The organism is Nocardia cerradoensis NBRC 101014, assembly GCF_000308535.1.
In the GTDB taxonomy this organism is placed as follows: domain Bacteria; phylum Actinomycetota; class Actinomycetes; order Mycobacteriales; family Mycobacteriaceae; genus Nocardia; species Nocardia cerradoensis.
Genome location: NZ_BAFW01000102.1, coordinates 15870 through 38496, shown reverse-complemented (window position 1 = coordinate 38496; position 22627 = coordinate 15870). Strand labels below are relative to the sequence as shown.

Here is a 22627-nt window from a genome sequence, read left to right as displayed (position 1 = left end):
CGGCGAACGGGTGCGCGCGGTGGAGGCGTGCCTGGACTGGATCGAACGCGCCTACGCTCATGGCCTCGCGCCCACGGTGCTCGACATCGGGGGCGGGTTCCGGCAGGTGTTCACCGCCGACGCCGACCGCTTCGACCACTACACGCTGGCACTGCGGGAATCGATGGTCGGACGCGGTGAACCGATGAGCTGGGCGGGCAACACCTTCGGCTATACCGTCGACGACACCGGCGCCCACGGCATCCCGGTCTTCCACAAATACGCCAACACGATGTCGGGGCCGCGGATGCTCGACGACCTGCTCGCCGCCCCCCTGCCCGCGCACGGCGGGCAACCGCTGGCGCGGGTACTCGCCGACAACCTGCTGGAACTGTGGTGCGAGCCGGGTAAGGCGCTGGCCGATCATGCCGGAATCACCGTGGCGGGTGTGGAATTCGTCAAGCGCACGGCCGACGGCAGCATCGTGGTGACCGTCGACATCGGGCGTGACTCGATCACGCCCGCCGATCAGGAGGTGATGGTGGATCCGCTACTGCTGCCCGGACCCGAATCCGCGGACCGCGCCGCCGAGGATCCCGGCGGTCCGGCCGGGGTGTACATCGGCGGGCATCTGTGCCTGGAGCGCGATCTGATCAGCAATCACAAGGTGTGGTTGCCGCGCCTGCCGCAGCCCGGTGATCTGCTGGTTTTCCCGAATACCGGCGCCTATCACATGGATCTGTCGGCCGCGCGCGCATCGATGCATCCACTGCCACCGAAACTGGCCGTCACCTACCGTGACGACGATTTCCATGTGGTGCCCGACGCCGACCACCGTCCCGGGGGGCTGTGATGCGCTACGACGACATCACCGACCTGATCGGCGATACGCCGCTGCTGCGGCTGGATCCGGCCGTGCACCGGCTGCCCGGGGTGGAACTGTATGCCAAGCTCGAGTTCTACAACCCGTTCGGTTCGGTGAAGGACCGCGTCGCCTGGGGCATGATCCGCGACGAGCTCGACGAGATCACCGCCCGCGGGCAGACCCTCATCGAGGCCTCCAGCGGCAACACCGCCAAGGCGCTGCGGCTGCTGGGCGCCCGCCACGGTGTGGGCCTGCACGCGGTGACCAACCGGATCAAGGTCGACGAGGTGCGCGATCTGCTGCAGTTGTTCGGCACGCGGATCGAGGAGTTGCCGGGGCTGTCGGAGTGCCCGGATCCGACCACCCCCAACGACGTGTACTCGGTGATCGAGACGACCATGGCGAAAAACCCCGGCGCCTACCATCATCCGTCGCAGTACACCAACGAGAAGAACATCGACGCCCACTACCACGGCACCGGACGCGAGATCCACGAGGACCTGGCCGCCGCCGGCGTGGGCGCCGACTACCTGATCGGCGGACTCGGCACCACCGGATCCACCCGCGGCACCGCCACCTATCTGCGCAAACATCATCCCGAGCTGCGCACGGTCGCGGTGGTCTCGCAGCGCGGCGACTTCATTCCCGGTATCCGGTCGGAGACCGAGATGTGGGATGTGGGGTTGTTCCAGCCGGAGTTCTACGACCGGATCGTGACGATCGACGCGGCCCGGGCGATCGAGGCCACCCTCGAATTGGCCACCGGCTACGGCATTCTCGCCGGCCCCACCAGCGGCGCCGGATACGCCGCCGCGCTCGAGGTGTTGGCCGACCTGCCGCCGCGTCCGGCTCCGATCGTGGCGGTGCTGATCGTGTGCGACCGCATCGAACCGTATCTGTCCTACATCAAGAAGCGGCGCCCGGACCTGTTCGGCCGCACGGGTTCCGCGGTGCCCGCACCCACCGACGCGGAACTGGACTCCGTGCGCGAACTGTCACCGGGCGAGTTGCGCGAACTCGACGCCACCGCCCGCCCGACGATCGTCGACACCCGCGGTGCGATGGCCTACCGGATCGGGCACATCCCGGGCGCGATCAACATTCGCGACGACCAGCTCGACGACATGTTCGCCCACGGTGTGCCGTTCTCCCGCTCGCGCCCACTGGTTTTCGTCTGCCCGGTGGGTGATCTGTCGCGCCGCTTCGCCGCAGCGGCCGCCCGCGCGGGCTACGATGCGGCAAGCCTGGCGGGCGGCATCGTCGCCTGGCGCGACGCCGGGTTCGACCTGGAAAGCGCGGCGCCACCGCCGATCTGAGCATCGGCGTCCGGACACTGCCCGCACGCCGCCTTCCCACCGCCATCGCCCCCGCACCCGCGCGAAGGGGCCGGTGCGCACGGCTACCGTGGTTCGGTATGGCGGTGACGGTACTGGTACCACACGAGATCGGGGTGTCGGCCCTGGCGCATCTCGACGGTGTGTCCGCCGTGCACTATCGCCACGGTGTGCTGCCACCCGGCGCCGAGGCGGCGCGGGTGCTGATTCCCGATTTGCCGGCCGGCGCCGGCACGGTCGCGCTCGCCCACCGGCTTCCGGAACTGGGTCTGGTGCAACTGCTCACCTCGACCGCCGAGGGCTGGGTGGGCGCACTGCCCGAGGGAGTGCTGCTGTCGCATGCGCGGGGCGCACACGGCGACGGCGTGGCCGAATGGGTTCTGGGCGCGCTGATCGCGTTGTACCGCGACTTCGCGGTGTTCGCCCGTGCCCGGCAGGAACGCCGCTGGACCACCCGCCTGACCGACACCCTGTACGGCAAGAGGGTGCTCATCGTCGGCGCCGGCGATCTCGCCCACGCCCTGACCCGCGCGCTGACGCCGTTCCGGACCTCGGTGACGCTCGTGGCGAGAACCGCGCGGGCGGGAGTGCGGCCGGTCGGCGAGCTCCCGGCACTGCTGCCCCACCACGACATCGTGGTGCTCGCGGTGCCGGAGACCGCACGCACCCGCCGGCTGGCCGACGCGAGGATGCTGGCCCGCATGCCCGACGGCGCCATTCTGGTGAACGTCTCGGCCGGGCCGGTGGTCGACACCGAAGCCCTTGTCGCCGAACTGTCTTCGCAACGGCTGCGCGCCGCGCTCGATGTCACCGATCCCGAACCGCTGCCGCCGGATCATCCGCTGTGGGGTGCGCCGGGGCTGTTCCTCACCCCGCATGTCGCGGGCACCGGCAGCCACAGCACGAGCCGCGCCTACGCGGTGGCCGCCGCCCAGATCGAACGGTTCCTCACCGGCCGGATACCGGACAACCTGGTGAGCGCTCGGTGATCGGATGTCGTGAGTCGTTGCCACGCACCGGATTTCATCGCGGGCGGGGCCGGCGGATGTGTTCGGTCATGGCCTCGGCGATCGGCGCCGGTGGCGGTGCGGCCGGCGCGGCCTGGGTGCGGGCGTCGTGGGAGATGCGGATCAGCAGTGCCACGATCACATAGTTGGCCAGCAGCGACGAGCCGCCGTAGGACATGAACGGCGTGGTCAGACCGGTCAGCGGAATCAGTTTGGTCACCCCGCCGATCACCACGAACAGCTGCCATCCCACCGAGAACGCGAGCCCGCCGCCGAGCAGTTTCCCGAACGCGTCACGGGTGGCCAGGGCCGCCGAGAAACCGCGCACGGTGATCACCCCGAACAGCAGGATCACCGCCGTCAGCCCGAACAACCCCAATTCCTCGCCGATGGTGGAGATGATGAAGTCGGTTTTGGCGAACGGCACCTCCTGCGGCCGGCCCGCCCCCAGCCCGGTCCCCCACAGTCCGCCGGTTCCGAGCCCGAACAATCCCTGCGCGATCTGATAGCCGTTGGTGTAGTAGGTGGCCATCGGATCCTCCCAGACCCGCACCCGCACCCGCACGTGCGCGAACAGGTGGTAGGCGACCACGGCGCCGACCGCGAACATCGCCACCCCGATCAGCAGCCACGACGCCCGCCCGGTCGCGATGTACACCATCGCCAGCACCGTGCCGAACACCAGCAGTGAGAAACCGAGATTCTTCTCGTACACCAGCACCAGCACCGACACGAACGTCACCACCAGCAGCGGCCCCAGATCGCGCAGCCGCGGCACCGTGAAACCCAGCACCCGCCGCCCGGCCGCGCCGAACAGGTCCCGGTTGGCGACCAGGAACGCCGCCACGAAGATCAGCAGCAGCACCTTGGCGAATTCGCCGGGCTGAATCGAGAACCCGGAGAACAGGATCCAGCTCTTGCCGCCGTTGACCTCGCTGAAGCGCGCCGGCAGCACCGCCGGGATCAGCAACGCCACCACACCGGCCAGCCCGCACGTGTAGGCGTAGCGGGCCGGCTGTGTGTGGTTGCGCACCACCACCAGCACCAGCGCGAACAGCGCGATACCCGCTGCGGTCCAGATCAATTGGTGCGCGGCATCCGACGACGGCGCGGCCACCCCCTTGGCGGCGGCGCTCGCGGCCTCGGCCCGGTCGAGCCGATCGATCAGCACCAGCCCCAGCCCGTTGAGCAGCACCACGCACGGCAGGATCACCGGATCGGCGTGCGCGGCGAACTGCCGCACCGCCAGATGCGCCAGCAGCGTCAGCGCCGCGAACACCAGCAACGACCACTGCAGGGATCGGCCGTCGTCGCCTCCGGCGGCCGAGGACATGATCCACGCCGCGATACCCACCACGACCACCGCCGCGGTACACAACATCAATTCCGTACGCCGCGGCCGACCGCGCACGATCGGTCCCGACGACATCCCGGTCCGCAGCGCATTCATCGTGTCCAGTATGCGGATCGTCGCGGCCGCGCGCCGCCCGGCCGTGCCGCGCCCGTACCGGCCGCGGTGCCCGGATGCGCGAACTACCAGGCTCAACTGGCACGATGAGCGGGTGCATATCGCGTTCGGAGTTGTGGCCGTGCTCGCCGTGGCGGTCGCGCTGGCGGCGCTGGCCCGCCGTGTCGGCATGGCCGAACCACTACTGCTCACCGTCGCCGGAGTCGTCGCCTCCTACCTGCCGTTCGTCCCGCAGATCGACATCGATCCGGAGTGGGTGCTGCTGGGTCTGCTGCCGCCGCTGCTGTACACGGCCTCGATCAGCACCTCGCTGCTGGAATTCAAACCGAAGAAGGTCTCGATCACCCTGCTGTCGGTCGGCCTCGTGCTGGCCACCACCTTCGCGGTCGCCGCCGTGGTGTGGCGGCTGCTGCCGGTGCCGTTCGCGGCCGCGGTCGCACTCGGCGCGATCGTCGCCCCGCCGGACGCGGTGGCCGCGATCGCGGTGGCTCGCCGGGTCGGAATGCCGCGGCGCATCGTCACCCTGCTCGAGGGCGAATCGCTGTTCAACGACGCCACCGCGCTGGTCGCGTTGCGCACCGCGATCGCCGCGATGGCGGGCAGTTTCAGTGTGTGGCAGGCCGGCGGCGACTTCGTCTACGCGGCCGCCGGTGGCGCGGTCATCGGCATCGCCGCGGCCGTGGTGCTGGTGCTGGTGCGCCGTCGCATCACCGATCCGGTGCTCGACACCGGCGTGTCGTTGCTGGCGCCGTTCGCGGCGTATCTGCCCGCCGAGGCCGCCCACGCCTCCGGCGTGATCGCGGTGGTGGTGTGCGGGCTGATCCTCGGCCAGGGCGCCCCGGTGTGGCAGTCGGCGGCCTCGCGCGTGGCCGAGCGCACCAATTGGCGCACCATCCAATTCCTGTTGGAGAGCGCGGTATTCCTGCTGATCGGCCTGCAGGTCCGCCATATCGTCGACGACGCCTGGAACAGCGGACTCGACCACGCCACCATCGTGTTCACCGCCTTCGCCGTGCTGGTCACCGTCATCGTGGTGCGACCGATCTGGGTTTTTCCCGCCACCTACTTCTCCTGGTTCGTCGAAAGCCGCCCCCGTGGCAAACCCAAGCCCACCTGGACCGGGCCGGCGGTGGTGTCGTGGGCCGGGATGCGCGGCGTGGTCACCCTCGCCGCGGCCACCCTGCTGCCCGGCGACACCCCGCAGCTGGCGACGCTGAAACTGCTGGCCCTCGTCGTGGTCGGCGGAACGCTTCTGCTGCAGGGTATTTCGCTGCCGGCGCTGGTGCGGGTGCTGCAACTGCGCGGTCCCAGCCGCGCCGAGGACGCGCTGCAGGAGGCCGCGCTGCTGCAGCAGGCCACCACCGCCGGGCTCGAGGCCCTCGACGAGGCGGTCGCCCCCGAAACCCCGCCGGAGGTGGTGGCGAGCCTGCGCGACCGGGTGGCGCGGCGCAGCCACGCGGCGTGGGAACAGCTCGGGCGCGCGGAATCGGTGCGTGTCACGCCCAGCGGCGAATACCGGCGGCTGCGGCTGGTGATGCTGCATGCCGAACGCGAGGCGGTGCTGCGCGCCCGCGACGGCGGCGGGATCGACCACGAAGTCCTCGAACAGGTGATGACCGCGATCGATCTGGAGGAGTCCACGATCGACCGGATCAGCGCGGCCGACGACGACGAGGCCGCCGCACCCCTGGCCGCCCCGGTCTCCGGCGGCTGCGAACACCTCGTCGCCGCGCCGCACACCCACACTCCCGACCATCCCGACTGCTGTTCCGAATGCGTCGCCGAGGGGTTGACGTGGGTGCATCTGCGCATGTGCCTGACCTGCGGGCATATCGCCTGCTGCGATTCCTCGGTCGGCAACCACGCCACCAAGCACTTCCACGCCTCGACGCATCCGGTGATGCGCAGTGTGGAGCCCGGCGAGAAATGGCGCTGGTGTTATGTCGACGAAATCCTGGGCTGAACCCACCCGTCAGGCTGTGTCGATCGAGCCCAACGGTGAGCCCTGCGTGGTAACGCTGCGCTGCCGCCTCCGGGCTCTGAACCGTTAGGCTCGGGACCGTGCGAACAGGTCAGGACTCCGCCGACAACGACACCCGCATCTGGGGTGGTACCACGCTCACCGAGCGCCGCGAGGCGCGCCGGACCGCGTTGCTGGAGGCCGCGTTGGACCTGATCGGTGAGGCCGGGGCGGGCGCGGTGACCATGCGCGCGGTGTGCCGGCGCGCGGGGCTCACCGACCGCTACTTCTACGAAAGTTTCACCGGCCGCGACGATCTGCTGGACGTGCTCTACCGGCAGGTCGCCGACGACTTCCGGGAACCGATGACCTCCTTCGCCGCGGCCGCCGATCCCGACCGCGACCGCGAACTGGCCAGGGTGCTGGTCGACAAGGTGCTCGCCGATCCCCGCAAATCGCGGCTGTTTCTGGTCGAACCGTATTCGAGCACCGGTTTGGGCCAGACCACGATCGCGGTGATGCCGACGTTCACCCGGCTGATCCAGGATCATCTGTTCACCGATATCGACGATCCGATGCGGCGGCGGATGGCGGCGGTCACCATGGCCTCGGGCAATGCCGGACTGTTCGCGGCCTGGCTCAACGGCTCGCTGCGCGCCGACCGCGATCAGGTGGTGGACCATCTGGTCGCGGTGATCGGGGCGTACCGGTCGATGTATCGCGACTGAGTTGCGGCCCCGCGCCGATGAATTCCGGCCGCGGCCCTCGTCTGTCTCCGTGAATGTCCGTGCAGGAGAGTCGAAGGAGCGACGAGATGGCGACAGTGGTGTGCGGGGCGAGTATGTCGCTCGACGGATATATCGCCGGGCCGGAGGAATCCGGATTCGAGCATCTGTTCGCCTGGTACGAGGCCGGTGACCGCGCCTACCCGAGTACCCATCCGGAGGTACGGTTCTCGATGACCGAGGCCGACCACGACCATGTCGCGGCCTATCTCGACGCGGTGGGTGTGTTCGTGGTCGGGCGCCGGCTGTTCGACCTCACCGACGGCTGGGGTGGGATCCACCCGTTCGACCGGCCGATAGTCGTTGTCACCCACCGCATTCCGCAGCAGTGGATCGACTCGCATCCCGGGGCGCCGTTCACCTTCGTCACCGACGGGATCGAGGCCGCGATCGAGCGCGCGGCCGTGATCGCCGGCGACCGGGCGGTGGGCGTCAACGGTGGCACGATGGCCCGCCAGGCGCTCGAGGCCGGGCTGCTCGACGAGATCTGGATCGATCTGGTGCCGGTGCTGCTCGGCGGCGGCACACCGATGTTCGATCATCTCGGCGCCGCACCGCATCTGCTGGAGGATCCGGTTGTCCTGGCGGGCAGCCGGGTCACTCACCTGCGTTACCGGGTGCGCCGCTGAATTCCGGGCCGCGGCGGCGCCTCCGGCTCCTCCTGCGGTGCCGCACCGGGGCGGCCCAGATCGGCCGTGGGCGGCTCACCCAGGCGCGCGGCCATCCCGTCCAGGACGCAGACCAGCCCGAAGTCGAACGCCAGCGCCCGCGCCACCTCCGGATCCTGCGGTAGCGCGTCGCGGTAATCGGCGCGCAGTTGCGGATAGTCCGCGGCCAGCTGGTCCATCGAGGCGAGCACCGATTGGTGGTCGACTTCGCCGCCGACGGCCTTGCGGTAGGTCAGTTCCGGAATCACCTGTCCCAGAATGAAACTCATCACCAGGGCGGTGGCAAGGTAGACGTCGGTGCCGGCGAATCCGGCCCGCAGGCAGGTGCGGCGCAACCGGTCGGTGAGCGCGAAGGCGTGCGGGCCGACGCTGGGCAGCTGTCCCAGCAGGCTCGCCGCCCACGGATGCGATCGGATGGTGGCGCGCAGGCTGTAGGCGAAGGTGGTGAACACCTCCCGCCAGTTCGCATGGTCGGGATCGGGTGTCTCGACCAGCCCCCACACCTCGTCGAGCGCCAATTCCAGGAGCTCGTCCTTGTTGGCCACGTACCAGTAGAGGCTGGTCGCGCCGGCGTTGAGGCGCGCGCCGAGTTTGCGCATGCTCAGCGCGTCGAGGCCGTCGGCGTCGAGCAGTTCCACAGTGGCCGCCACGATCTGATCGCGGGTCAGCCCCGACCTCCTGGGCGGACGGGCCTGCCGCGTCCACACCGAGCTGAACGGTTTGGTCACGGCACCACTGTAATTGCCTCGCACACTGTTCGAGTTTATCGTACGCTGCTCGAGTGGAATCGAACACTGTACGAGATCCCGCCGAGACGCCCTCGCGCGATCCCCGCCGCTGGTGGATCCTGGGTGTGCTCTGCCTGTCCCTGCTGGTGCTGATGATCGACGGCACCGTCCTCAACCTGGCCATTCCGTCACTGATCCGGGAACTGGGCGCGAGCCCCTCCGACATTCAGTGGATCCTCGACGCCTACGTCCTGGTCTTCGCCGGACTCCTGCTCACCGCCGGCAGCCTGTCCGACCGGTTCGGCCGCCGCCGCATGCTCATCACCGGACTCGCGGTGTTCGGCGCGGCGTCACTGCTGGCGGTGCTGGCCAGCGAACCGTGGCAGGTGATCGCCGCCCGCGCCGCGATGGGGGTGGGCGGATCGCTGCTCATGCCCTCGACCCTGTCGATCCTGATGACGACCTTCGAGGAGGACGAACGCCGCAAGGCGATGGCCGGCTGGTCGACGGTATCGATGGTCGGCATCGTGCTCGGCCCCACCCTGGGCGGCTTTCTGCTGCAGCACTTCTGGTGGGGGTCGGTCTTCCTGCTCAACATCCCCGTCGCGATCGGCGCCATCATCGCCGCGGTGGTGCTGATGCCCGAAACCTACGGACAGCAACGACCGGTCGACCTCGTCGGCGTGCTGCTGTCGATCGCGGCGCTCACCGCGACCGTCTACGTGATCATCGAACGCGAATGGAATATCCCCGTCATCGCCCTCGCGGTGGTGGCCGCGGCCGGATTCACCTACTGGGAGTACCGCTCGCCGCATCCGATGCTGCCGCTGGCGGTGTTCCGCAATCGCGACTTCACCGGCACCTGCCTGACGCTGCTGCTGATGGTGTTCGGCATGGGCGCGGTGATGCTGATGCTCACCCAGTACCTGCAGTTCGTCCTCGGATACGGTCCGATGAAAGCCGGGCTGGCGCTGCTGCCCTACGCCGTGGCCGCGACGGTGTGCAACGGGCTGGGCGCCACCCTGGGCAAGAAGCTGAGCAACAAGACCCTCATCGTCGCGGGCTTGGCGGTGATGGCCGGCGCGTTCGTCGTCCTCGCCAACGCCGACAGCTACGCGTGGGTGCTCACCTCGATGCTGGTGATGGGCGTCGGAGGCGGCCTGGCCGGACCCGCCGCCTACGCCGCCATCATGAGCGCGATCCCGCTCGAGCACGCCGGTGTCGGCTCGGCGATGAACGACACGATCCAGCAGGTGGGTATGGCGGTCAGCATCGCGGTGCTGGGCAGTGTGCTCGCGGGCGTGTTCACCTCGCACATGCCGGCCGACGTCCCTGCCGCGGCGCGGGAGAACATCGGCAACGCGTTCGCTCTCGGCTTCGGCGAACCGGCGAAGTCGGCGTTCACCACCGCCATGTCCTACGGGGCGTGGATCAGCGCCGGTTTCAGTCTCGCGGCCGCGCTGCTGGGCCTGGTGCTGCTGCGCCACCGCGCCCCACAGCCGGCTCCGCACCCCGAACCGGCGCAGGCGAGCTGAGGCGGTTCACGCCACGGCACGCGGATCGGTCCTCGCAGCGCGCGCGGGGACCGATACCGTCGGATGCGAGGCCTTGTCGGGGAGCCACCGGGAAAACCGTTCCACCACCGTCAGCGCGCCCAGCCCGGCATATCCGGCCAGCACGCTTTCGGCCAGTGTCATATCGTCCTCGGGCAGCCCGTAGACGGAGATGAACAGACCACGCCGCGACCCCTGCGCGAGCGCCCCGCGGCCCGCGCCCGGCAGCACCGTCTCCTCGACGTGCGCCGGACATCCCGAATGCAGCACGAGCGCGGCCTGCACCCCGAGCGACAGATCGCGAATACGCGGACGATGCCCTGCCGCCGCCGCGCCGATCAGCGAGCCCGGCAGCAACTCCGCCCCGTCCAGATACCCCGGCTCGATCGCCCGCCAGCGCTGCACGGGCGGGAAGTGATCACAGTCCGGGCGACCCGACCAGCGGCGATACGCCCGTTCCAGCAGCACCTGAGTCGCGTCGCGGCAACCGGATTCGTTGGTGACCACGGCCAGCATCCGCAATTGCCGGCACCGCAGCCGCTCGGGCCGCACCCGTTCGATATCGGCGATACTCATAGCCCACCGCCGCTGTCGAGTTCGGAGCGCACCGATTCGGCCCGCACCGGCGAGACCCGGTGCACGCGTCCGGGCGCCGGGGTGTGGGCCCGCCGCCACGCCGAGACGAACAGGGCGAAACCGCTCGCCACAGCGACGATCACGGCGAGCATCGCCAGCACCAGCGGTGTCGTCGCCGCGGCGTCGGTGCGGCCCGCGCCACTGGCCCGGATCAGCATCGCCGCGAGCAGGGGACCGAGCAGGGCGAGCCCGGCGGCGGTGAGCAGCAGGCCGCCGGTGGTCAACGCTTCCGGGGTCAGTGATGCGCGAACGGTCGTGACGGTTTTCGAAGGCACCGACCCGGTTCGCGATCCCAGCAAACTCTTGCGCAACGGCATGACCGCCCCTTTCGTTCACCCGCTCGTCAGTGCATTTGAACTGGGAATTCAAAAGTACAACTCGAATCGCCACGGGTTCATCCAAAGTGATCCAACTGTCACCGGAACGTTGGCAGCAATTAAGCAGCGACCGGAGCGGGGCCTCGGGTGCCGGGCGCCGGAATGCCGCATGCCGCCCGGGCGGACCCGACGGCCACGCCCGGACGGCATGCGGTGCGTCCGTGCAGTCGATGCACGATCGCGGTCGATGAGCGAGGGCTCGGCCCTCGGGATCGATGAGGGCTCGGCCCTCGGCGGTCAGTGCCCCATCAGCACCGGCGCATCGATACCTTCCTGGGGCAGTTTCGGTTTGGAGCGCGGCAGGAACGCCGCCGGGATCAGCGTCACCAGAACCAGCACCAGGGCCACGATGTAGGTGTGCGCGTAGGCGGTGGCGGCCTGATCGAATCCGGCGTCGAGCTGTTCGGGTGGCAGCTTCTGCGCGATGGTCGGATCGAACTGCGATCCGATCGCCGCCTGCGCCAGCGGACGGTTCTCCAGCATGTTGGTCAGCAGCACCGACATGATCGCGGTACCGATCGAACCGGCCGCCTGATTGACGATGTTCATCAAGGTCGAACCGCGCGCCACCTGCGCGTGGGTCAGCGTCTGGATCGCGGCGGTCATGGTCGGCATCATCGTGCAGCCCATGCCCAGACCCATCACGAACAGCGCCACACACATCAACGGCAGCGACGTATCGGCCGAGAGCTGGGTGAAGAACACCATGCTCACCGCGATGACGGCCAGACCGCTCATCACCACCTTGCCGGGGCCGATCTTGTCGACCAGTTTGCCGCCGATCGGCATGGTGATCATCGCGCCCAAACCCTGTGGCGCGATGAGCAATCCGGTCACCAGCGTCGACTTACCCTGCACCTGCTGCAGATAGCTGGGCAGCAGCAGACCGGAACCGAAGAACGCCACCGCGAAGAACACCGCGGTCAGCACCGCGAAGGTCAGCTGGCGATTGCGGAACAGATGCAGATCGATCAGCGGATGTTCGGTGCGCAGCGCGTGGAAGACGAAACCCACCATCAAGACCAGGCCGATCGCCGCCGGCACCAGCACCCGCGCCGAGGCCACCGTGTGCTGTTCGGGAATCGAGGACACCCCGAACAGGAACAGCGCCAACCCCGGTGACGCGAGCAGCATCCCGAGGAAGTCGAACGATTCCGAGGGTTCGGGCCGGTCGGAGGGCAGTACCACGACCGCCAGGATCAACGCGATCACACCGACGGGCAGGTTGATCAGGAAGATCCAGTGCCAGCTGAAACTGCCGATCAGCCAGCCGCCGAGAATCGGCCCCAGGATGGGGCCGAGCAGCATCGGCACACCGAGGACGGCCATCACGCGGCCTATCCGCTGCGGTCCGGCCGCGTGGGTCATGATCGTCATACCCAGCGGCATCAGCATGCCGCCGCCGAGGCCCTGCACGACGCGGAATGCGATGAGCGACTCGATGTTCCAGGCCGTGGAACACAGCACCGAGCCGAGGATGAAGAACGTCAGGGCCAGGATGTAGAGACGTTTGGTGCCGAATCGGTCGGCGGCCCAGCCCGTCAACGGGATCACGCTGGCCAGGGCCAGGGTGTAGCCGGTCATCGTCCAGGCCGCGATGGCGTAGCTGGTGTCGAATTCGTGCTGGAACGTCGGCAGTGCGACGGTCACGACGGTCACGTCCAGGATCGACATGATCGCGCCGAGCACGACCACACCGGCCACCTTGAACACGGCGGCATCGAGTGAGTCGGACGCGGGATCCGACGTCGCCGCAGGAATATCCGGAGGAGAGGTCACCGCTTCAGCCTGCCAGGTGACCGATCGCTTGACCAGACCCGCTTCCCAGGGGAGGCCATATCGAAACCTCCCACTTTTCGCGCCCGATTCGTCCGTTCCTGCCGTTATCTTGTGGCCCGCGCCCCACCCCGCGCGCCCGCACTACAGTGGTTCCCATCCCGTTCATTCGTTGTCCGGCAAGGAGTTCCCCGCGATAGAAGACCCGGTACTCGGTTCGACCGGTAGGCTCACATCGCCGATCCGGGGCGCAGGCATGCTCGGGGAGGTCCTGGTCGCGATCAGAGGGGGCACCGAGCTGTACATCGCGCGATCCACCGAACCCTTGGACGCCGGCACCACCGTACTCGTGGTCGCGGTGCATCCGGGCCGGATCGTCGATGTCGTCGAGTGGATCCCGCTGGACTTCGCACCGGGTGGGCAGACAACGAAATAACAAGGGAGACACCAGTGCTGGGCTATCACGTGCCCGATCCCGACGAGGCCATGCTGATCAGCGGCGGCCGCGCCAAGGACAACGCCCCCTTCCGCGTCATCACCGGCCACGGCGCCTGGGTGATGCCGTTCTTCCGCAAGGTCAGCTACCTGTCGCTCGCGATGTTCGAATCCGAGATCCAGGAACGCTGCGTCACCCGTCAGGCCATCCAGCTCGACGTGCGCGCGGTCATCGCCTTCAAGGTCGCCAACGACACCCAGTCGGTGGTCAACGCCGCGCAGCGATTCCTGTCCGAACAGGAACGCGAAATGTCGGTGCTGACCGGGCGCATCTTCTCCGGCCACCTACGCTCCATCGTCGGTTCCATGACCGTCGAGGAGATCATCCGCGAACGCCAGAAACTCGCCGACGAGGTCCTGGTCGCCTCCAAGGTCGAGATGAGCAACATCGGACTGTGGGTCGACTCGTTCCAGATCCAGTCCATCGACGACGGCGGACTCGGCTACATCGCCGCCCTCGCCGCGCCACACAACGCCGCCGTGCAGCGCGACGCCCAGATCGCCCAGGCCGCCGCCGCCCAGCTCGCCGCCGAAGCCGAACAGGAATCGCTGCGCAAACAGGCCGAATATCAACGGCAGACAGCGATTCTGCAGGCCGAATACCAGCGCGACATCGACAAGGCCAAAGCCGAGGCCGGCCAGGCCGGTCCCCTCGCCGAAGCCATCGCCCTGCAGGAAGTGCTCACCGCCCAGGCCGAACGCGCCCGCAAAGAAGCACAACTGCGCGAACAGCAACTGCAGGCCGAGGTCGTCAAACCCGCCCAGGCCGAAGCCGAACGCGTGCGCGTACTCGCCCAGGCCGAAGCCGACCGCACCCGCATCCAGGCCGAGGCCGCCGCCTCCAACAACCGAATCGCGTTGGACCAGTTGCTGATCGAGCAACTGCCCGAAATCGTCAAACAGGCCGCGCTCGGCCTGTCCAACGCCAATCTGACCGTCCTCAACGGACCCGACGGCGTCGGGGAATTGGTCAACGGAATGGTCGGGCAGGGATTGACGGTATTCAACTCACTGCAAAAGGCTCTTTCCACCGACAACCACTCCGGGGCACCGATAGAGTGACCGCACAGAACGGCTATGAGGAGCAGGTGTAGGTGTCGATCGGGAAATTGGTGTCCTTCGACAGTTCTCGGGGGTTCGGATTCATCCGTCCCGAAGACGGCGGGCCGGACGTATTCGTTCATGTGAACGACATCGGATTGGACGAGGACGAACTGCGGCAGGGGCGAGTATTCGAATTCGAGGTCACCGAGGGTGATCGAGGACCCAAGGCGGTCAACCTGACCGCGGTCGGCGGCGCACCGGCGCCACCACGGCACCGCGGCCGCGGCACCGGCCAGCTCACCGCCGCCGAACACAAACGGCTGATCACCGAACTGCTGCTCGACGCCAGCCCCGCCCTCACCGCCGGCGAGATCATCACCATCCGCGACCGGCTCGCCGAATTCGCCGACCAGCACGGCTGGCTGGAGAACTGACCGGAACGGGCGAATGTCCCGCGAACGCGGGCGGCGGCTCTCGGCCTACGATCATGACGACGATGCGGGCGATGAATTTCTCCCGCCCGCACCGTCGGCATGGGTGAGACCGACCCGAGGAGGATCGCGTGGACCTGCCCGTCATGCCGCCGGTGAAACCGATGCTGGCCAAATCCGCCGGCGCCCTGCCCCGCGAGGACACGCTCCTCTACGAGCCCAAATGGGACGGCTTCCGCTGCATCGTCTTTCGCGACGGCACCGATATCGAACTCGGCTCCCGCAACGACCGGCCACTCACCCGCTATTTTCCGGAAGTGGCGCGACTGCTCGACGCGGCGCTGCCCCCGCGGTGCGTCCTCGACGGTGAAATCGTCGTCGTCACCGAACACGGCCTCGATTTCGACGTTCTGCAGAACCGCCTGCACCCCGCGGCCTCCCGAGTGAACAAACTCAGCGTCGAGACACCCGCCAGTTTCGTCGCCTTCGATCTACTCGCCCTCGGCGACGACGACCTCACCACCCGGCCCTTCCACGAACGCCGGCACCTGCTGGAATCGATCCTCGACACCCCGCACGAGGGCATCCACCTCACTCCCATCACCTCCGACCCCGACACCGCCCAGGACTGGTTCACCCGATTCGAGGGCGCCGGCTTCGACGGCGTGATGGTCAAATCCCGCGACCTGCCCTACATGCAGGACAAACGCGTCATGGTCAAGGTCAAACACGAACGCACCGCCGACTGCGTCGTCGCCGGCTTCCGCTGGCACAAGGACGGCGAGGGCGTCGGCTCCCTGCTGCTGGGCCTCTACGACGAGGACGGCAACCTGCACCACGTCGGCGTCGCCAGCAGCTTCACCGCCGCCCGCCGCCGGCAACTCGTCGACGAACTGGCGCCGCTGCGCGAAGGCGCACTCGACAACCACCCCTGGCGCACCTGGGCCGGCGTCGCCGCCCAAGCCAAGGCCGAAGGCAAGATGCCCGGCGGCATCAGCCGCTGGACCGGCGGCAAAGACCTGTCCTGGGAACCACTGCGGCCCGAACTGGTCGCCGAGGTCCGCTACGAGCACCTCATGGCCGGGCGATTACGCCACGGCGGACGCCTGGTCCGCTTCCGCGACGACCGCACCCCGCAATCGTGCACCTACGCCCAACTCGAAGAGGTCGCGCCCGCCGAACTCGCCGACATCTTCACCGCCGCGAAAGCGCAGGCCCAACCGTGACCGAAGCCATCGACATCGACACCGACGACGTGACCGTCCGCATCAGCAACCCCGGCAAGATCTACTTCAGCAAACGCGGCGAAACCAAACTCGACCTCGTCCGCTACTACCAGGCCGTGGCCCAGCCTCTGCTGCGCACCATCGGAAACCGTCCCGTCCTGCTCGAACGCTATCCCGACGGCGCCGGCGGCAAATCCTGGTTCCAGAAACGCGTCCCGAAATCGGTCCCCGACTGGTTGCAGACCGTGCAGGTCTCCACACCCAACGGCACCGCCAGCGACGCCCTGGTCGCCGCCGACCTCGCCCACATCCTCTGGGCGGTCAACCTCGGCTGCCTCGGCTTCCACGTCTGGCCCAATCACGTTCCCGCAGGCGGAGTCCCGGCCCGCACCGAAGGCGAGATCGGCGACCTCGACATCAGCGACGAACTGCGCATCGACCTCGACCCCTCCCCCGGCATCGGCTTCGACGACCTGCGCCACGTCGCCGTCCTCACCCGCGAACTGCTGGCCGAACTCGGCATCGACGTCCGCGTCAAAACCTCCGGATCCCGCGGCCTGCACATCTACGCCGTCCTCGAACCCGTCTGGGACGGCTACCAGGTCCGCGCCGCCGCGGTCGCCCTGGCCCGCGAACTCGAACGCCGCCACCCCGACCTGATCACCGCCAACTGGTGGAAAGAGGAACGCGGACAACGCGTCTTCATCGACTACAACCAGAACGCACCACACAAGACCGTCTTCGGCGCCTGGTGTGTACGACCCAAGGTCGGCGCCCAGGTCTCGACCCCCATCGCCTGGGACGCACTCGATGCGATCGTCCCCGACGAACTCACCATCGCCACGGTCCCCGAACGACTCGCCACATCCGGCGACCCCTGGGCCGACCGCACCCCGCAATCGATCCAGCCACTGCTCGAAATGTCGCGCCGCGACTTCGATTCCGGCCTGCTCGACGCCCCCTGGCCACCGAACTACCCGAAGATGCCCAACGAGCCCCCGCGCGTCCAACCCAGCCGCGCCCGCACCCCCGGCTGAGGACTCACACCCCGACGGGCGCCGTCAGCGGGCCTGTTCGATCCGCGGGAACGTGGTCTCCACCAACGCCATCAACACATCCGCCAGCAGATGATGCACCTGCTCACGATTCAAGCTGCGACGCGTAATCCATTCGCGCCCAGCGGTTTTCACCATACCGCTGTAGGCACGGACCAGGGCTCGCAACTCGTCGTCGCGCGCCGATCCGGACAGCCCCACCATCTGCAACAACCGGTCGGCCGCCGCGTCGTCGGCCTCGTCCAGGATGCGCTGCACCTCCGGATCGTCCCCGATCCCCTCGTGCCCGGTCACCTTCACCCAGGTACTGCCCAACCCACTGATCGTGTCCAGCAACCACGACACACTCGCATCCACCCGCTCCCGCGGCGTACCGGTGGGCATCACCATGTAATCGGCGCGCGGCAACGTCACCATCCGCCGCACCACCGCCAGATACAGATCGCGCTTGTTGCCGAAATAGTGATTGATCAGCCCACGCGCCACCCCGGCGCGCTGCGCGAGCTCGGCGGTCGACACCGCCGCATAGGGGCGTTCGCCGAACATCTCGATGGCGCAGGCCAGAATCTGGGCGCGCCGTTCGTCCGGCTCCAGCCGGCGCCGCCGAGCCGAATCGGCATCGGCCGGCACCGGCTGGGTCGTGGTGTCAGAGTGAGCGGGCAATGAGATCCTTCATCACCTCGTTGGAACCGGCGAGGATGCGCAGCACGCGCGCACCGGTGTACAGCTGGGAAATCGGGTACTCCGTCATGTATCCATAACCACCGAACAGTTGCAGACAGCGGTCCACCACAATACCCAACTGGTCGGTAAGCCAGTACTTCGACATCGCAGCGGTGGGAATGTCCAGCTCACCGCGCAGATGCTTGCCGATCGCATCGTCGAGGAACGTCCGGCTCACCCGCGCGATCGTTGCACACTCGGCCAGCTCGAACTTCGTGTTCTGCATCGCGAACAGCGGCTTGCCGAAAGCCTCACGCCCCTTGGTGTATTCGACGGTCAACTCCACCGCCCGCTCCATCATCGACACCGCCATGATCGCGGTCACCAGCCGCTCCTGCGCCAGCAGCTGCATCATCTGATAGAAGCCCTGCCCCTCGGCCTCACCCAGCAGATTCGACGCCGGCACCCGCAAACCGTCGAAGAACAGCTCCGCGGTGTCCTGCGCCTTGCCGCCGATCTTGTTCAGGATCCGGCCGCGCCGGAAACCGGGCGTCTCGTCGCTCACCTCGGCGAAGATCAGCGACACACCCGCCGCGCCCTTCGTCGGATCGGTCTTGGCCGCGATGATGATGCCGTCGCACAACCAGCCGTTGGAGATGAAGATCTTCGACCCGGTGATCACGTACTCGTCACCCTCGCGCACCGCGCGCGTCTTGATGTTCTGCAGATCCGACCCCGTCCCCGGCTCGGTCATGCCGATCGACAGCACCATCTCACCACTGGCCGCCTTCGGCAGCACCCGCCGCTTGAGGTCCTCGGTCCCGAAATGATGGATGTAGGGCGCGATGATCGACGAATGTACCGGCATACCCAGTGAGCCGTCACCGGCATAGGACTGCGCCTCGATCAACGCCGCCTCGTGCGCGAAAGTGCCACCGCCGCCGCCGTATTCGGACGGAATCGCGGCGCACAGCAGACCCAGCTCACCCGCCCGGTTGTACAGTTCGCGGTCCGGATGCCCCTGCGCGACGAACTTCTCCTCGTTCGGCAGGACTTCCTTCTCGAAGAAGGTCTTCGCCAGATCCCGGACGGCCTCGACCTCATCGTCGCTCCACGCGGCGCGCGCCATCGTTACTTCCTTCGTCTCGTACCCAGGACCGGACCGCACCGGCCCCGCGCACCAGCCTGGCGCACTATTGGCGGCATGTCAACAACGCCGTTCAGTATGCCTCCCGCGCGGTATTCACCTCCGCCAGCGTGCTGAAAATCGGCACCTCCGGATCCGCCACGATCCCCCGCCGCCGCAGAAACCCATCGATCAGCGACCACACCAACTCGGTCAGTTCCCCCACGAAATCCGCGCTGGTCCGCCGCGGCGCCTCCGAACCCTCCAGCCACAGATCCGTCGTCGCCACCACCACACCGACGACCGCCCGCGCCAGATAGTCCAGCCCCGCCGTCTCGATCGGCACCGCCTCCGCGATCGACCGCGCCAGCTTCGCGAACCGCCGCGCCGCATCGCGGCCCAGATCGAACTGCACCACCGCCCCCACCGCCTCACCCCCCGACCGGCTCGCCTGCGCCGTCTGCACCACCGGCGCCTGCATCAGAAAGCGAAAGACATTGGGATGGGCCAGAATTCCGGCGGCATACGCGGTGAACACCCGCCGCAGCGCGGGCCGCGGCGGCTGCAACAGCAACGTCATGTCCTGCCCCGCCGCGGCGAACGCATCGCGCGACATCCGATCGGCGATCTCGGTGTACAGATCCGCCTTGTCCGCGAATTGCCGATACAGCCGCGGCTTCGTCATCCCCGCCGCACGGGCGATGTCGTCCATACTCGGCTGCGGGCCGTCCCGATCGATCACGCGGATCGCCGCATCGACGATCTCCTCCCGCGTGACCGTAGGCGCGGCAGCTCGCCGGCCGACCCGAGACACCATGGGCACCTCCCCAGCCGAGCGAACAGTCCCGTCCAGGCTAACGTACCGCTGGTACGAAATCGACGACCGACGCGGTCTCCAGCGAAAACTTAGGCCATATAGGAGATTTCCCACCGGGACACGCTGACGGAAACCCGATCGCGTACTGTCGGTACCGTTGACCGTACCGGCAGTACGAGCGGCTCCGTCCCGCGCTCACGAGGTAGACCGATGAACCCAGCCCGCACCCCCTCCCGCCACCGCACCGTCACCGCCCCCGGCGGCGACCTCGCCGTCTACGAATACGGCCGTCCCGAGGCCGACACCATCGTGCTCATCCCCGGCATCACCGACACCCACCGCATCTGGGACCGGGTCGCCACCGGCCTCGCCGACAGTTTCCACGTAGTCACCTACGACGTCCGCGGACACGGCCGCTCCAGCGCACCCACGCGCACCCACCGCTACCGCCTGCCCCACCTCGCCGACGACCTGTTCGCCGTCCTCGACGCCGTCAGCCCCCGCACACCCGCCCACCTCGCCGGCCACGGCTGGGGCGCGATCCAGCTCTGGTACGCCCTCGGCGACCCGCGCGCCAACACCCGCATCGCCTCCGCCACCGCCCTGTCGGCACCCCACCTCGACCACCTGGCCCTCGCACTGCGTGATCTCCGCTGCCCCCGCAGCCCGTGGTGGCGGTTGCCGCGCCTGAGCTGGCTGGTCCTCGGCCGCCGCCTTCTGCACTGGCCCCGCCTGCGCGCCCGGATCGTCCCCCAGGCCGGCACCTGGCCCACCGACCTGCTCGCCGGCGCCCGCATCGTCTCCGCCAATCTCGCCCACCACCTGCGCCACCCGCGCCCGCAACACACCGCCGTACCGGTCCAGCTCATCCTCGACCGCGCCGACACCGCCGCCCTGCCCAGCCTGCGGGCACACATCCGCCGCGATGTCGACCGCCTCTGGCTGCGCGAACTGCCCGCCGACCCCTGGCTGCCGCTGACCGAGCCGCTGCTGGTCGTGGAAGCCATCGCGAACTTCATCGACGACCAGCACACCGACCACCGGCCCATCCACTACACCCCCCGCTGAGGAGCCCCGGCAGCTCCCAGCAGCCGCGATGCGACAATAGGCGGCGGCACACCCCCGCAGACGAAGGATCATCCGGCAGCACGATGGCTGAGCACACCACGACGACCGCGCCCATCCCGTCCCTGCCGGACACCATCGATGCCGAGGAGCTGGCGATCTGCCTGCGCGTCCTCGACCAGGCCGCACTGCTCGACGACAATCATCCCGACTCCGTCGCGGTGCAGCGTGCGGTCGGGCACATGTTCAAGAAACTGAAGCGCCGCCGCCGCGATCAGGCCCGCGCCGCCGTCGCCGAAGCCGACCGGGCGGTGGTCGCCGCCACCGCGACCGGCTCCCCGCACCGCATCGACGACGAGACGGCCGGCATCCCGCTGTCCACCTCCGTCGACGGCGACGCCGCCGGCACCCTGCTGCGCGCCCGGCCCTGTTACATCTGCAAACAGCGCTACACCCGCGTCGACCGCTTCTACCACCAGCTGTGCCCCGACTGCGCCGCCCGCAACCACGCCAAACGCGACGCCCGCACCGATCTGTCCGGCCGCCGCGCGCTGCTCACCGGCGGCCGCGCGAAGATCGGCATGTACATCGCCCTGCGGCTGCTGCGCGACGGTGCCCACACCACCGTCACCACCCGCTTCCCCAACGACGCGATCCGCCGCTTCACCGCCCAGCCCGACAGCGCCGAATGGCTGCACCGGCTGCGCATCGTCGGCATCGACCTGCGCGATCCGGCCCAGGTCGTCGCCCTCGCCGACGACGTCGCCGCGCAGGGACCCCTGGATATCATCATCAACAACGCGGCCCAGACCGTCCGCCGCTCGGCCGGCGCTTACGCCGCGCTCGTCGAGGCCGAATCCGCGCCGCTCCCCGCCGGTGAACTGCCCGACACCATCACCTTCGGTCACACCACCCAAGCCCACCCGAATGCGCTGACCGCCTCCCTGCACTCCGCGCCGGTACCGACGACCCTGTCCGCCGCCGACGTCACCGATCTCGCCCTGATCGCGGGATCCGCCACCCCCGAACGCATTTCGCGCGGCGTGGCGATCGACGCCGGTGGGCTGGTACCCGATCTCGCCCACACCAACAGCTGGGTACAGACCGTCGCCGAGGTCGACGCCACCGAACTGCTCGAAGTGCAGCTGTGCAACTCGACCGCGCCGTTCCTGCTGATCTCCCGGCTGCGGCCCGCGCTCGCCGCATCACCGGCCCGCCGCAAATACGTGGTCAACGTCTCCGCCATGGAAGGTGTCTTCAGCCGCGGCTACAAGGGCCCCGGCCATCCGCACACGAATATGGCCAAGGCCGCACTCAACATGCTCACCCGCACCAGCGCGCAAGAGATGTTCGAGACCGACCGCATCCTCATGACCGCCGTCGACACCGGCTGGATCACCGACGAGCGCCCGCACTACACCAAGATCCGCCTCGCCGAGGAGGGATTCCACGCTCCCCTCGACCTCGTCGACGGCGCCGCCCGCGTCTACGACCCGATCGTGCGGGGCGAAGACGGCGTCGACCTCTTCGGCTGCTTCCTCAAGGACTACGAGCCGTCCAACTGGTGAG

22 protein-coding genes are annotated in these 22627 nt (G+C 68.4%); 14 read left to right on the top strand and 8 right to left on the bottom strand.

Going from position 1 to position 22627, the window contains the following annotated elements:
- From ON23_RS11310 to ON23_RS11300, 3 genes are all read left to right on the top strand, one after another.
- Window positions 1–832: decarboxylase (locus tag ON23_RS11310; protein ID WP_039778052.1), on the top strand; the 832-nt coding region annotated here is incomplete at its 5' end.
- The gene (locus tag ON23_RS11305; RefSeq protein WP_039778037.1) at window positions 832–2160 is read left to right on the top strand and encodes a pyridoxal-phosphate dependent enzyme; all 1329 of its coding nucleotides are present in this window, start codon (window positions 832–834) and stop codon (window positions 2158–2160) included. The genes ON23_RS11310 and ON23_RS11305, both read left to right, overlap by 1 nt.
- A 98-nt stretch (window positions 2161–2258) precedes the next feature.
- A complete protein-coding gene (locus ON23_RS11300; RefSeq protein ID WP_039778036.1) occupies window positions 2259–3167 on the top strand; it encodes an NAD(P)-dependent oxidoreductase in 909 nt (302 codons plus the stop codon).
- A gap of 34 nt (window positions 3168–3201) precedes the next feature.
- On the opposite strand, the gene ON23_RS11295 is transcribed toward ON23_RS11300, so the two are convergent.
- The gene (locus tag ON23_RS11295) at window positions 3202–4635 is read right to left on the bottom strand and encodes an FtsW/RodA/SpoVE family cell cycle protein (protein ID WP_039778035.1); all 1434 of its coding nucleotides are present in this window, start codon (window positions 4633–4635) and stop codon (window positions 3202–3204) included.
- A gap of 10 nt (window positions 4636–4645) precedes the next feature.
- Between ON23_RS11295 and ON23_RS11290 the strand changes: the two genes are divergently transcribed.
- From ON23_RS11290 to ON23_RS11280, 3 genes are all read left to right on the top strand, one after another.
- Complete coding sequence (locus tag ON23_RS11290; RefSeq protein WP_083903847.1) at window positions 4646–6616, top strand: Na+/H+ antiporter; 1971 nt, start codon at window positions 4646–4648, stop codon at window positions 6614–6616.
- A 98-nt stretch (window positions 6617–6714) separates the two neighbouring features.
- Window positions 6715–7341, top strand: a complete 627-nt coding sequence (locus tag ON23_RS11285) for a TetR/AcrR family transcriptional regulator (RefSeq protein WP_051042413.1) — start codon at window positions 6715–6717, stop codon at window positions 7339–7341.
- Between the two features lie 86 nt (window positions 7342–7427).
- Window positions 7428–8027, top strand: a complete 600-nt coding sequence (locus ON23_RS11280) for a dihydrofolate reductase family protein (RefSeq protein ID WP_039778034.1) — start codon at window positions 7428–7430, stop codon at window positions 8025–8027.
- Here the strand turns inward: ON23_RS11280 and ON23_RS11275 are convergent.
- Entirely contained in the window at window positions 8009–8794 is a 786-nt protein-coding gene (locus ON23_RS11275; protein ID WP_083903845.1) for a TetR/AcrR family transcriptional regulator, read from the bottom strand. The genes ON23_RS11280 and ON23_RS11275 overlap by 19 nt on opposite strands.
- A 53-nt stretch (window positions 8795–8847) precedes the next feature.
- Here ON23_RS11275 and ON23_RS11270 point away from each other — a divergent pair, with 53 nt between their 5' ends.
- Window positions 8848–10329, top strand: coding sequence for an MFS transporter (locus ON23_RS11270; RefSeq protein ID WP_039778033.1), 1482 nt, complete (start codon window positions 8848–8850; stop codon window positions 10327–10329).
- 6 nt (window positions 10330–10335) lie between these two features.
- On the opposite strand, the gene ON23_RS11265 is transcribed toward ON23_RS11270, so the two are convergent.
- The 3 genes from ON23_RS11265 to ON23_RS11255 form a co-directional block, all read right to left on the bottom strand.
- Window positions 10336–10923 carry a hypothetical protein gene (locus tag ON23_RS11265; RefSeq protein ID WP_039778032.1) on the bottom strand — a complete coding sequence of 196 codons (588 nt, stop codon included), beginning with the start codon at window positions 10921–10923 and terminating at the stop codon, window positions 10336–10338.
- Window positions 10920–11300, bottom strand: a complete 381-nt coding sequence (locus ON23_RS11260; RefSeq protein ID WP_039778031.1) for a hypothetical protein — start codon at window positions 11298–11300, stop codon at window positions 10920–10922. The genes ON23_RS11265 and ON23_RS11260 overlap by 4 nt, the downstream gene beginning before the upstream one ends.
- Before the next feature lie 297 nt (window positions 11301–11597).
- On the bottom strand, window positions 11598–13139 hold the full coding sequence (locus ON23_RS11255) for a DHA2 family efflux MFS transporter permease subunit (protein WP_039778030.1): 1542 nt from the start codon (window positions 13137–13139) through the stop codon (window positions 11598–11600).
- On the opposite strand from ON23_RS11255, the gene ON23_RS40050 reads away from it, so the two are divergent.
- The 5 genes from ON23_RS40050 to ON23_RS11230 all read left to right on the top strand — a co-directional run bounded on the left by ON23_RS40050 (window position 13033) and on the right by ON23_RS11230 (window position 17369).
- Window positions 13033–13572 (top strand): NfeD C-terminal domain-containing protein, encoded by a 540-nt coding sequence (locus ON23_RS40050; RefSeq protein ID WP_505767549.1) that lies wholly within the window; start codon window positions 13033–13035, stop codon window positions 13570–13572. The genes ON23_RS11255 and ON23_RS40050 overlap by 107 nt on opposite strands.
- Before the next feature lie 14 nt (window positions 13573–13586).
- Window positions 13587–14693, top strand: coding sequence for an SPFH domain-containing protein (locus ON23_RS11245; RefSeq protein ID WP_036501112.1), 1107 nt, complete (start codon window positions 13587–13589; stop codon window positions 14691–14693).
- Window positions 14694–14725: 32 nt separating this feature from the next.
- Entirely contained in the window at window positions 14726–15109 is a 384-nt protein-coding gene (locus tag ON23_RS11240; protein WP_039778028.1) for a cold-shock protein, read from the top strand.
- A 128-nt stretch (window positions 15110–15237) separates the two neighbouring features.
- On the top strand, window positions 15238–16332 hold the full coding sequence (locus ON23_RS11235) for an ATP-dependent DNA ligase (RefSeq protein WP_218001092.1): 1095 nt from the start codon (window positions 15238–15240) through the stop codon (window positions 16330–16332).
- Window positions 16329–17369 carry a DNA polymerase domain-containing protein gene (locus tag ON23_RS11230; protein WP_039778027.1) on the top strand — a complete coding sequence of 347 codons (1041 nt, stop codon included), beginning with the start codon at window positions 16329–16331 and terminating at the stop codon, window positions 17367–17369. The genes ON23_RS11235 and ON23_RS11230 overlap by 4 nt, the downstream gene beginning before the upstream one ends.
- Before the next feature lie 24 nt (window positions 17370–17393).
- On the opposite strand, the gene ON23_RS11225 is transcribed toward ON23_RS11230, so the two are convergent.
- The 3 genes from ON23_RS11225 to ON23_RS11215 form a co-directional block, all read right to left on the bottom strand.
- Entirely contained in the window at window positions 17394–18050 is a 657-nt protein-coding gene (locus ON23_RS11225; RefSeq protein WP_051042408.1) for a TetR/AcrR family transcriptional regulator, read from the bottom strand.
- The gene (locus ON23_RS11220) at window positions 18034–19179 is read right to left on the bottom strand and encodes an acyl-CoA dehydrogenase family protein (protein WP_036501108.1); all 1146 of its coding nucleotides are present in this window, start codon (window positions 19177–19179) and stop codon (window positions 18034–18036) included. The genes ON23_RS11225 and ON23_RS11220 overlap by 17 nt, the downstream gene beginning before the upstream one ends.
- 91 nt (window positions 19180–19270) lie before the next feature.
- Window positions 19271–19993, bottom strand: a complete 723-nt coding sequence (locus ON23_RS11215) for a TetR/AcrR family transcriptional regulator (protein WP_039778025.1) — start codon at window positions 19991–19993, stop codon at window positions 19271–19273.
- Between the two features lie 210 nt (window positions 19994–20203).
- On the opposite strand from ON23_RS11215, the gene ON23_RS11210 reads away from it, so the two are divergent.
- Window positions 20204–21061 carry an alpha/beta fold hydrolase gene (locus ON23_RS11210; RefSeq protein ID WP_051042406.1) on the top strand — a complete coding sequence of 286 codons (858 nt, stop codon included), beginning with the start codon at window positions 20204–20206 and terminating at the stop codon, window positions 21059–21061.
- 83 nt (window positions 21062–21144) lie between these two features.
- On the top strand, window positions 21145–22626 hold the full coding sequence (locus tag ON23_RS11205; RefSeq protein ID WP_051042403.1) for an SDR family NAD(P)-dependent oxidoreductase: 1482 nt from the start codon (window positions 21145–21147) through the stop codon (window positions 22624–22626).
- Window position 22627: the final 1 nt, after the last annotated feature.